At 44.5% G+C, this 12,491-nt stretch carries 7 protein-coding genes; all 7 read left to right on the top strand.

Annotated elements, in window-relative coordinates; translation table 11 throughout:
- The first annotated feature begins 49 nt into the window (after positions 1-49).
- The 7 genes from DN752_RS08670 (at position 50) to DN752_RS08645 (ending at position 12,128) form a co-directional block, all read left to right on the top strand.
- A complete protein-coding gene (locus DN752_RS08670) occupies positions 50-1,795 on the top strand; it encodes a RagB/SusD family nutrient uptake outer membrane protein (protein ID WP_112783574.1) in 1,746 nt (581 codons plus the stop codon).
- A 457-nt stretch (positions 1,796-2,252) separates the two neighbouring features.
- Positions 2,253-2,417 carry a hypothetical protein gene (locus tag DN752_RS24435; protein ID WP_162633172.1) on the top strand — a complete coding sequence of 55 codons (165 nt, stop codon included), beginning with the start codon at positions 2,253-2,255 and terminating at the stop codon, positions 2,415-2,417.
- Positions 2,418-2,481: 64 nt separating this feature from the next.
- Complete coding sequence (locus DN752_RS08665) at positions 2,482-3,033, top strand: RNA polymerase sigma factor (protein WP_112783573.1); 552 nt, start codon at positions 2,482-2,484, stop codon at positions 3,031-3,033.
- Positions 3,034-3,184: 151 nt separating this feature from the next.
- On the top strand, positions 3,185-4,354 hold the full coding sequence (locus DN752_RS08660) for a FecR family protein (RefSeq protein ID WP_112783572.1): 1,170 nt from the start codon (positions 3,185-3,187) through the stop codon (positions 4,352-4,354).
- 133 nt (positions 4,355-4,487) lie between these two features.
- Positions 4,488-7,808, top strand: a complete 3,321-nt coding sequence (locus DN752_RS08655; protein WP_245949491.1) for a TonB-dependent receptor — start codon at positions 4,488-4,490, stop codon at positions 7,806-7,808.
- A gap of 4 nt (positions 7,809-7,812) precedes the next feature.
- A complete protein-coding gene (locus DN752_RS08650) occupies positions 7,813-9,483 on the top strand; it encodes a RagB/SusD family nutrient uptake outer membrane protein (RefSeq protein WP_112783571.1) in 1,671 nt (556 codons plus the stop codon).
- A gap of 14 nt (positions 9,484-9,497) precedes the next feature.
- Positions 9,498-12,128: an alkaline phosphatase D family protein gene (locus DN752_RS08645; RefSeq protein WP_112783570.1), complete on the top strand. Its 2,631-nt coding sequence runs from the start codon at positions 9,498-9,500 to the stop codon at positions 12,126-12,128.
- The last annotated feature ends 363 nt before the right edge of the window (positions 12,129-12,491 follow it).

Below are 12,491 nucleotides of genomic sequence, written 5' to 3'. Positions count from 1 at the left end.
TGCTAGCGCATAAAAATGATTATTCAATCATATAGAAAATCTTAATCAAATGAAAAATTGCATGTTTAACAAGACACTTCTGATCGTTGCAATGATATTTGCATTCTTAAGCTGTACGACGTTAGAAGAGGAAATACTGGATGAGTCCTTGACAGGGACAGGGGAAGCTGAAGTAATCAGTGGTTCGATCGCCCCTGTATATGGAAATCTCCGTCAGGTATGGTTGCACACGGTTAATTTTGGGCTTCAAGAAGTGGCTTCTGACGAAGGCATTCTCCCTTATCGTGGAGGTACGGATTGGTTTGATGGCGGTAAATTTATCGCCATTCACCAGCATCTTATGACACCGGGAAACAGCCTGGTAGGGGATACATGGTCCAATATTACACAGACATTGTCCAGAGCGATCTTGGCAGAGGAAAGACTACAACTGGAAGTGGAAAATGGCAATTCGGCGGCTCAGGATCCTTTGTACGAAATGATCGCCATGAAGGCGTATCTCAATATGCTGGCACTGGACAATTGGGGACTGGTCTTTAGGAAGAACAACTCTGACGAGTTTTCCGAAATCCTTCGGGGCGAAGAAGCAGTGGCGTACCTGGAAGGCGAGTTGCTGTCCGTAGTCGATGTGATCAATAGTGACAAGGGGCCAGGCAGGCTGAACAAATATGGCGTGGAAGCTTTGCTGGCTCGGCTGTACCTGAATGCGGCAGTGTACCGTGATCCATATGGTACTCCTGATTTTCGTCAAGAAGATATGGACAAGGTGATCCAGTACACAAGCAATATCATCGATGGGCCGTATTCCTTGTCTCCGGAGTATTTTGACCTGTTCAGTGATGATAATAACAACAATCCAGAAATCATTTTTTCATTGGATCAAAGAGGCGTGCTCCAGAACGAGCACAGCCGATGGGCATACTGGTCCATGTCCGGTGACCAAGTGCCAAGACCGGAGTTTCCAAATACCAGGGGTACCGATGCTGTAGCCGCCACCCCTGATTTCTTTCAGAGCTGGGTGGATGCATATGGAGACGTAGATCCTGCTGATGCCGATGCCCGTTTCTTTAAAGAAAATACGGTCATTCCAGAAGAACTTAGGGACCTTACCGGTGTCAACCCCAACAATGATGCAGATCACTATTACTGTGTAGAAGCCACGGAATTCGAAGTGGATAGGGGTATTCTCCGTAATATCATCTGGGGTCCTAGAAAGGATGAGAGTGGTAATATCATGACCTGTGAGGATGGTTCTGTAAGGATCTATCCTGTGATCAATAGGAGAAGCAGTGGTGCAGACATCCGCTACGTGGACCATACCCTCAAGGTGGACTTTACCACGGAGGGAAGCTTGCACAATGCTGGCTACCGGTTTTCTAAGTACCAATTTAGCCACACGGCTCCTAACTGCTGCTATTACAGTAGTGTGGACTTGGTGCTGGTACGACTGGGTGAGATCTACCTGATGCGTGCAGAAGCCAAATTAAGAAACGGCGACAATGCTGGCGCACTGGAGGATGTGAACACCCTAAGAACATCCAGAGATGCACGCGCTGCGCAGACACCTGCTCCTTTGGATGATATTGATTTGGATATCTTGTTCAGAGAGAGTGGCTTTGAACTGTACTGGGAAGGCCACCGAAGAAACTACCAGATCCGTTATGGCAAATACGAGGACAGCTGGACAGAGAAAAACGATGCCGATGTGCACAAAAGACTCTTTCCCATCCCCCAAAAAGCCATGGACGGCGCTTCCAGTGAGCCGGGCTTCCTGGAGCAAAATGCTGGTTACTAATTAACCTATAAACCTTTTTAATAGTAAAGCCGATGAGGATGACTCATCGGCTTTTTGGATTTTATCTTATATTTTCCGATTAAACCCGGAATTAATGCCGTTTAGTTTAGTGTGTATCTGGAAATATGTGTTCTATATTTTTTCCTTGGGCAGTTATTTTTCTTGCTAAATTCCAAGATGGTTTTCATCTCTTTACCTTTGTCACTTTTTTGCTTTAGGTCAAAAAAGTAACCAAAAAACCCCGCCGCTGTGCATCTATTGGCCTAAAATTAAAATCTTCCCTCATGCAGGCAAACTCCTCCTTTTTAGCTGCCTACATTCTTTTTGGCCAGAATTTCGTCAAACAAGCCTGCCTTTTTGCCCGCCCGCTTTTTAATTTCTTAACGCCCAATACCTGCAAGGCGGATTCAGTTAATAAGTCCCAAAAAGGTGTTGCTTCCATATGACGGCCCTTGGTATGCCTGTTTTCCAGCCGATGGTGGAGGCCGTTAAGGAAGGGAGTTGGCTCGCATTGTGGAACAGCGAGACCCACTCGCTTTTAGGCTGTAGCCATCGGGAGGAAATTAAACTCGGAATATGCATTAGCCTATCTACGCTACGGGGCACAGGTATTGCGTCTTAGAAGAATGGATTATCGCTTAGTTTTTCTATTTTGCACCATAAGTAAGTAATTATATCACCCAGGTTTGAGAATAGAGGATAAAATACTATTAAGGGAAATTCAAAAACAAAACAAAGATGTTTTCGAAGCGCTTTTTAACGACTATTACCCGAGTCTGTTGAGGTATGCAGAGGGGTTTGTGTTTGAGGGTGGATTATGCGAGGATATCGTTCAGAATATCTTTGTGCATATTTGGGAACAAGCTGAATATTTAACTATTACTACTTCCTTTAAATCCTACCTCTATGCATCCGTCCGCAACCGCTGCCTAAACCATATTAGAAATCTTAAGATCCAGGACAAGCACCATTTGCTTTATTTGGAGGCAAGTTTAAACGACTCTGATGTAGATTGGGAAGAGGCAGAGATCAACAAAAAAGTCGAAAGTGCCATTGAAGCGCTGCCTCCTAGAATTGGTGAGATTTTCCGGCTGAAGTACATGGAAGAGAAATCCGTACGAGAAATCGCCCAGCAGCTTGAGATTTCCGAAAATACCATCAAAACGCATCTGCTTAGGGCCAAGGGGAAATTGAGGAAATCACTGAGGGAATCCTTGAATTTGAATTTTTTCCTATAACCGAATAAATCGAATTAGCTTTTCTTAAAGTTTGTTGTTGCTGATTTTATTGTTCTCTTGTTTTGATTTTTTGATTGATTGTAAAATAAAATTACATTTTTTGTCACCCATTTTTGAATCTCATGTGTCCTATGGTTAAATAACAGGATAGGTGCATAAAAATCTGGTAAATATTGACTTTTCTATTCTTTGGAAGAAGGTGCATGATTCACTGAGCGAAGAGGAAGAAGAACAATTCAAGGCATGGATTGAAGAAAATGCTGATCATCAAGCTTATTTTCAGCATTTGGCCAACTTCTACAAGAACGGGTCTCAGTTTAAGGTTGAAGATGGAATAGCGAAGAAAAGTTGGCCCGAGTTTACTGGTAGACTACATCCTTCCAAGAAAAGAAAATGGCGCATCGGCAGTTATGCTGCTTCAATCGCCGCAGGTTTTGCCTTGTTGCTGGTATTGGCAGCGATACTGAAGCCTTCCTTGTATATTAATGACTCCAAAGAAAATAAGGAGGCCATCATTGGGCCAGGGACCGAAAAGGCTATTCTCCTGATGGATGACGGGACCTCTTATGATCTTTCGTCCATGACGTCCCTGGACCTGGAAGATGGAGGGGCTCAGATCACAAGCCAAGGAAAATCCCTTCAATATAAGATGGATGAATCTGCGGATGTTGAAGTAAAATACAATACACTTTTAGTCCCCCGAGGAGCTGTTTTTACCCTTAGCTTGGTGGACGGAACCCAAGTTTGGCTCAACTCAGGTTCTACGCTGAGATATCCTACTGCCTTTACTGGCCAAGAAAGAGAGGTGGAATTAAGTGGTGAGGCCTATTTTGAGGTGACCAAAAACCCCGACAGCCCTTTTCGAGTAATAGCAGACCAGCAAATCGTAGAAGTGCTAGGGACAGCATTTAACATTTCCTCTTATAAAGAAGAGCCTTCTGTCCTTACCACCTTGGTAGAGGGGAAGGTAAACGTATTTGTTCAGGATAAGCCCCTACAAAAGCAAGTTTTGACGCCTAGTGAGCAAAGCATGTGGGTCAAAGGAGAAAAACGTATCGAAAAAAGGACCGTTGACGTCCGCGAATATATCGCTTGGAAAGATGGGTGGTTTTACTTTAAAGAAAAACCTTTAGGGGAAATCATGGAGTCCCTTGCCCGCTGGTATGATGTGGAAGTGAAGTTTGAAAACCAGAAAACAAAGGAGCTTCCTTTTACGGGGCGGATTAGAAAACACGAAGACCTGAAAGAAGTATTGGTTTTATTGGAAAAAACCCGAGATGTACAAATCGAAATAGAAAGGAGGACCATTATTATAAAATAAAAACGGAGGATGCTACCAACATCCCCCTGAAAACGATTCGAATAAATCAAATCTGTTCACTTAACAACCCAAAATTATGAAAAAAAAACCCATTAACCTACCCTTCGGGCCGAGGGGTAAAATGCTATTAATCATGAAGCTCACCCTGATTCTAGTGATGGTGGGAGTGATGAAAGTCTCGGCAAGTGCCTATTCACAAAATGTGAAACTCAAACTGGATTTACATCAAGCCTCTATAGAGCAAGTGTTTGAAGAAATTAAAAACCAAAGTGAATTTAGTTTCTTATATCGCTCGGATCTGATCAAAGAAATCCCAAAAGTGGACATCAACTTGAATAAAGCAAGTTTGGAAAAGGTATTGGATCAGCTTTTGATCCCTTATTCATTTGTCTATGAAATCCACAATAAGACTGTAATCATTAGAAAAAAAGAAAAAACTAAAAAGGATGAAGAAAATTTACAACAAAAGATAGACTTGATTGACGTCACCGGAACCGTCACTGACGAAAACGGGCAGCCTATTCCAGGTGCCACGGTACAAGTACAGGGTACCACGCGGGGCAGTGTGACGGATATTGATGGGAAATACAGTATTGAGGTAGAAGAGGGAGCGGTTCTTATTTTTAGTTTTATCGGCTACCAACAGCAAATGGTGGAAGTAGGTAATCAGACAGTGCTCAATATCTCTTTGTCACCAGATATGAAATCGTTGGACGAGGTGGTAGTGGTCGGTTATGGTACCCAGAAAAAAGTCAATGTGATTGGGTCCGTTTCTCAGATTTCATCCGAGAGCATTGAAAACCGACCTGTACCGAATGCAACCCAAGCCCTAGCGGGGCAGATGCCTGGAGTTACTGTTATCCAGCGCTCCGGTCGTCCCGGCGAAAGTAGTGGATCCATTCGTGTAAGGGGAGTTGGTTCTTTTGGGGCTACTCCGGATGCCCTAGTGATCATCGATGGGATACCTGGCACCTTGGATGATATCAACCCAAATGATATCAAGTCAGTTTCGGTGTTAAAAGACGCCTCCTCTGCAGCTATTTATGGGGCAAGAGCAGCAAATGGTGTTATCCTGGTAACTACAAAAAGTGGTAGCGAAAGTAAATTGACAGTAAGCTATAATGGTTATGTTGGTTTCAATGAAGCTACAGAGCTGCCTGACTTGGTCAACTCGTGGGAGTACGCAGAGATGTACAATATTGCTTCAGGAAGTAACAGTTATACCGAGGAGGATATTGAAAAATACCGAAATCAATCTGACCCAGATAATTATCCCAACACCCGTTTTTTGGATGAATTGTTTTCCAGAAAAGGAGTACAAACCGGTCATACAATTAGCCTGAACGGTGGAGGCGATATACACAAATATTTTTTATCTGCGGGATATCTTGGGCAGCAAGGGATCATTGAAAAGAACAATTATAACCGATATAATATCCGGTTGAATTTGGAAAGTGACCTCGCGGAAAACCTTACAATGACCACCAGGTTGTTTGGTACCTATGAAGAGCGAAATGAACCCCAGGCTACAGCCAATAAAGGAGGAGAACTTTCCGATCAATTGATCCAGAATTCTTTGCGTTATCCGGCGGTGTATTTGGGGCAGGCTTCAAATGGGGATTTTGGCATTGGTCCTGAGAGTGGAGGTACTCCTGTCTCTTGGTTACAGTCAGCCTCTTACCTGAAGAACCCAGAATCAAGAATGGGCGTCAATATTAGGTTAGCCTGGGAGCCGATAAAAGGGCTGGTGCTAACTGGAATCGGAGGTTATAATTTTACCTTGCTTGAGGAACGCTCTTATTTGGCCTCTCAGAGACTCAATGATGAGGTGTACCTTGCCCAATCCTATTTGAATCAGTACAGCAACAAAGAGGTGTATAAAACCACCCAGTTTTTAGCAGAGTATACCAAGGAGATAAATAATAATCCTTTGGACCTCCTGGTGGGCTACTCCTTCGAAAACCAAATCCTTAGTTACTTTAATGGTTACCGTCAGGATTTTCCAAGTAATGACTATACCGTGCTTGGCATGGGAGGTGCAGACAACCAGCTTTCAGGAGGGTATGACGATGAGTGGGCGATACAGTCTTTGTTTTCGAGAGTAAGGTACAATCATGATGAGAAGTACTTGGTCGAAGCCACAGTCCGCTATGATGGCTCTTCAAGATTTCCCGAAAGCAACAAATATGCCCTCTTCCCTTCAATGGCCTTGGGGTGGAGGCTTTCGGAAGAGAATTTTTTCCAAAATGTAAACTGGGTATCCGATCTTAAGCTAAAAGCTTCTTGGGGGGTATTGGGCAATCAGAATATTGGCAATTATCCTTACCAAAGAGTGTTGCAGTCAGGGAGGAATTACCCTATTGGGGGTGGCATAGCGACTGGCGCGGCTTATTCCACGTACAAAGACGCAAATATTAAGTGGGAATCCACCACCACTACGGATGTTGGGTTTGAAGCTGGTTTTTTGGAAGGGAAGCTCACCTTAAATGCCACTTATTTCAATAGGGCCACTACTGATATTTTGTTCCAGCCTTCCGCCAGTGTGTCTACCGTCTTGGGGGTCAGTATGAGCGAAACCAATACCGGTGAAGCCAAAAACTCAGGATTCGAATTTGATTTGGGATACCGAAATAGCAGCGGAGATTTTGAGTATTCTTTTGCAGGAAATTTTTCCTTGATCAATAACGAAGTAGTAACCCTTGGATTAGGTAATGTGGAGCAACCGAACGGATTTGTAGGGAATGGTTCCAACCTGTTTATTGGATACCCCATGGAAATGTATTATGGCTATCAATCAGACGGGGTTTTTCTTAACCCAGAGGACATAGGTGATTGGGCGGATCAGACTGCAGTCAATCCAAATCCTCAAGAAGGGGATATTCGGTACATGGACATCAGTGGTCCGGATGGAGTGCCAGACGGGCAAGTAGATCCTACATATGACCGAACCTATTTAGGAAGCCGTATTCCAAAATACACCTTTGGATTTAGTTTTGGCCTAAAATACAAAAGCTTTGATTTCTCTGCTTTGATGCAAGGTGCGGCGGGAGTAAAAGGACTGTTGAATAACTATGCAGGATGGGCCTTTTATAACTTAGGTAATATCCAAAGATGGCAGATGGAGGGACGGTTTGATCCGAACAACCCTCAGCGTTACCCCGATTATCCCCGACTGGAGGTCATCACGAATAGTGGCACACCCAATACGGTGCTTTCAGATTTTTGGGTAATGAATGCGGCTTACCTTAGAGTGAAAAACCTACAGCTTGGCTATACCCTTCCCGAGGCGGCTGTTGAGAGAATAGGGCTTCAAAATGCGCGACTGTATTTGAGTGGAGAAAATCTTCTCTCCTTTAACTCCTACAGGCAGGGATGGGATCCGGAAATCAATACTTCCGGTGCATACTATCCTATCTTGGCAACTTATACTTTAGGTGTAAATATTAAATTCTAAGACCATGACATTTCCCAAAATAATACTTGATAATATAAAACATAGTTTTACATCCCCGGTGGTTTTGAGCATTGTTCTGCTCTTGACCATTTCCTGTGAGGATAAACTTTCCCAATACCCATCAGACGCTTTTGCCCAAGAGAACTTTTGGAAAACCGAATCGGACGCTCTGATTGCTTTGACCGGTATGTACCGTGGGTCCATTGAGTTTGGTACACAAGTCGTGCCCAGTGATTGGTGGACATATTGTGGAATCGTGTTTTTGGAGTTGGCTACTGACAATGCTTATGATCGTCGAGGAGATAATTCGACTATAAACAGATTGACCAACGGTACCTTGCTGCCCAATAATAATGTCATTAATGGGTATTGGGAAGGATCCTATAAAAGAATTGCGATATGTAACGATTTTCTGGAAAATATAGGGGGCGTAAATATGTCCACAGAGAAAATCCAACGCATGACTGCCGAGGCCAGGTTTTTACGGGCAACCCAATATTTTTACATGTCTCAGTTTTGGGGGTCGGTGCCTTTGGTGACGGAGACCTTGACACCAGAGGAAGCCAATAATGTAATGAAAGAGGAGAAGTCGGTTATTGTGAAATTTGTCATGGATGAACTTTCCGCAGCGGTTCAAGACCTGCCGGCCTATGGGGAACTACAGTCCTCAGAAATAGGAAGGGCCAGCAAACAGGCGGCATTGGCATTTCTGGGCAGGATGTACCTTAGTGAGGAAATGTTTACAGAAGCTTCAGGGGTCTATAAGCAAATTATCGATTTGGGAGACAATGAAATTGATCCTGACTACCAATCCTTGTTTAACCCCAATGGAGAAAATAGTACCGAAAATATTTTCAGCTCACAATTCACTCCGGGGCAGGCACCAAACGCTTTGCCGCAACATAGTTATCCGGCCATTGCTGGGGGATGGCATTTTGTCAATCCTCTGGGCAGCTTGACTGATGCCTATGGTTTTGATGATGGAAGCCCTCTTTCCTATGAGGACCCAAGGTTCAATTATGATAATATGGGAGAGAACAGGGATCCTCGATTTAGGTATAATTTCCTGTGGAACAACAGCACCTTTGGCTCAAATGTATATAACTGTCACCCTGATGCGGTCAGTTCGGTAGATCAGCTCACTTACTCAAAGCAAGCCACCAGAAGTGGGTATGGTCTAAGGAAGTTTTTTGACGAATCCTTTTCTGGAAATCTAAGGAATGACTATGGAGGAAATATTCCAATTATTCGATATGCGGAAGTATTGCTGAGCTATCTAGAAGCGGAGCTGGAAGCGGGAAACCCTATTACCCAGGAATTGCTTGACTTGACTATCAATGCGGTCCGTGGACGCGCTTCGGTGGGGCTTCCTCCGATTGAGGAGACCAATGCGGAGGCTTTACGTCCGATCTTGAGAAATGAAAGAAGGATAGAGTTGGCCTTTGAGGGGATACGCCTATGGGATATTTTTAGGTGGGAAATTGGTGGAGAAGTGTTGGTTGGGGATTTTTGGGGTGCTCCTTTTCCCGATTCTGAAAAATACGCCACTACCTCCAAGAAGCTCGACCCAGCCTATAGATGGTATGTGACCTCTAAGAACTTTAGGCCCGGGGTGGATGACCAATGGCCTGTCCCAGAGACTGAGGTGAATATCAACCCTAGTCTTGGCCAATAATCAATATTAGCAATATGAAAAGAAGACATGCTGTAAAAGCGATTGCCTTAAGTTCTGTTGCTCCACATGTTTTATTGGCTGGGGGAGCAATGAACAAGGCGAAGGGGAGACCTATAGCCCTCGCTAAGAATAAAAGCCATGAAAGCCCTTGGCACCTCTGGCCAAACATGAAGTGGATTGGTCCGGGATATTGGGGAAACAGGCTTCAGGACTGGGAGATTAGGGATGGGCAGGCCACCTGTGTGGTTCATGGTAAAAATAGAACCCTGTACACATTGTCCCATGAATTAGGAGATCAAGAAGGCCGGTTTGAGGTCGTTGTAACAATGGACTGGTTTGGAGAAGGCGAGAGCGCCAAGCCAAGTGCATATGCTGGTTTTCGCATTGGGGCAAAAGGTAAAATGGATGACTACCGATCAGCTGTGGTATTTGGCAAAGGCCTTGATGTAGGTGTCAGAGGGGATGGAACACTGTTTATTGGCGACAGTGAAGGAGACCAAGAAGTAAGCTCGGTAAGCTTGAATCGACCTTTGAGGCTGAAATTAGAAGCAGAACCCAATGCGGGGCTTTATGATTTTAAGTTGACAGCTCTTTCGGAAGAAGATGTGTTGGCTGTTCATCAGGTTGGGGGCATTGCATCTAAGGCGGTGTCAGGAGGATTGGCGTTGGTGGCTCATTTTCCCGACGAGTCCAAACAGGAGCTGGAAAACCCATCGGTGGCCTTTTCCCATTGGGAGCTGAAAGGAAGCAAAGTTTTACAATTTGATGATCGTGAATTTGGGCCTATTTGCTTTGCCCAATATACCCTTCATGATAAGGTGCTTAAACTGAATGCCCAGCTTGCTCCAGTGGAAGACGTTTCTGGCCATAAGATATGGCTAAAAGTTAGAAAGGATGGAAAGTGGAAAACCATTCAGGAAGGCACAGTGGATCCCATGGGGAGGGTGGTGCCTTTTAGGGTAGAAAACTGGGAGGCATCCGAGGCTGTTTCCTATCAGGTACATCTTGAGCTGCCACTTTTAGAGGAGGTTAAGGTCTTTACATACGAGGGGACTATTGCCAAAGAACCTGTAGGTGAGTCCCAAGTGAAAATGGCCGTATTCAGCTGTAATGCTGATTACGGCTTTCCAGATGGGGAGGTAAGTGATCATGTGTCCATGCATCAGCCAGACCTTGCGGTCTTTTTAGGTGATCAGTTTTATGAAGGCACGGGAGGATTTGGGATACAAACTTCCCCCATAGAGAAGGCTTCTTTGGACTATCTCCGAAAATGGTACATGTTTGGCTGGTCGTACTCGGAAATATTCCGTCATATTCCCAGCGCTTTTATCCCTGACGATCATGATGTCTATCATGGGAACGTGTGGGGTGAAGGAGGAAAACACGCTCCATCGGATGAAGGATGGGGGTATGTGGCTCAAGACCAAGGTGGGTATAAAATGCCACCTGAGTGGGTGAATATGGTGCAGCGTACCCAAACAGGGCATTTGCCTGATCCCTATGACCCCAGTCCGGTGAAACAAGGAATTGGCACCTATTATACCGATTGGATATACGGCGGAGTAAGTTTTGCGATTTTAGAAGACAGAAAATTCAAGTCTGCGCCACAAAACGTCCTTCCAAAAGAGGCAAAGGTTAAGAATGGTTTTATACAAAACCCTGATTTTGATATTAAAAAACACTATGCTGTCGAAGCAGAATTACTGGGAAAGAGACAGCTGGAATTTCTTGAAAATTGGACTGTAAACTGGCCAAGGTCAGTGCAGATGAAGGCCGTTTTGTCCCAAACTAATTTCTGTACTGTAGCTACATTGCCTGAAGGCAGTATTATTGACAGTATAGTCCCAAAACTGCCTATTCCAGCGCCGGGAGAGTATGTCACGGGAGACGAGCCTACCTCGGACATGGATTCCAACGGATGGCCACAAAAGGGAAGGGATGAAGCTTTGAGAATTATCAGAAAGTCTTTTGCCTTACACATAGCAGGCGACCAGCATTTGGCCAGCGTCGTGCATTATGGCGTGGATGACTTCGGAGATGCTGGTTTTGCCTTTGCAGGGCCAGCACTCAACAATCTTTTTCCGAGGAGGTGGTGGCCCAAATTGACCGGAGATCATCAGTCCATTCCAGGAAAACCAAAGAATACTGGTGATTTTCATGATGGATTTGGAAATAAAATGACCGTTCATGCAGTGGCCAACCCTTCCCAAAGTGGAAGAGAGCCTGCTCTTATTTATGATAGGGCGACTGGATATGGGATAGTGACATTTGACAAGGCTGCAAGAACCATGGTGATGGAATGTTGGCCCCGGTATGAGGATCCAAATAAAAATCCAAATGGCCAATATGAGGGTTGGCCAATTAAAATTAATCAAGATGATAATTATGCCAGGGGAGTTTATGGGTACCTTCCATTACTGAAAATAGAAGGCCAGCCAGACCCTGTTTTAAAACTGGTCAATGAAGGTACCGGTGAGACGGAATACTGTTTAAGAATTAAAGGAAATAGTTTCAGGCCAAAGGTATTTGAAGATGGAAAATACACCGCAGTGATCAATGAAATGGAATCAGGTACGTCGAAAGTGCTGAAAGGATTGACACCAACCAATGATCAAGAAGAGGTCAGGGTGATTTCCTTTGGATGAGTTGTTTTGTATTATTTATGAAATGCGGGATAAACCAAGTGAAATATATGCTAGAAGCCTCAGTTCGATTATAAAATCGTTTCCGTATAGTGGTCGGGACATGCACTGAGAGCCTGCTTTGGCTCCAGACAGGCCTGTCTGAAGCCAAACAGGGTTTAAGGGAGATTTGAGGGATGGAAGCCGTGGCAGTTCGCCGCAGCGAACTGCCACAATTTAGCTGTTTGGGATTTGTAATCCCGAACCGGGATAATGGGGGGGTGAAATCCCCCTAGACCATTTGTGAGGAGCATCGACATCAATAGGGATATAGGTTTTAACCCGGATTATGCGTTAGCCTGACGGCTATGGCCTGGGCAGACAGGT

Origin of the sequence: Echinicola strongylocentroti (assembly GCF_003260975.1) — a bacterium.
Classification (GTDB): Bacteria; Bacteroidota; Bacteroidia; order Cytophagales; family Cyclobacteriaceae; genus Echinicola; species Echinicola strongylocentroti.
Note: the sequence above shows the minus strand (reverse complement) of the source record. Positions and strands in the feature narration are given on the sequence as shown.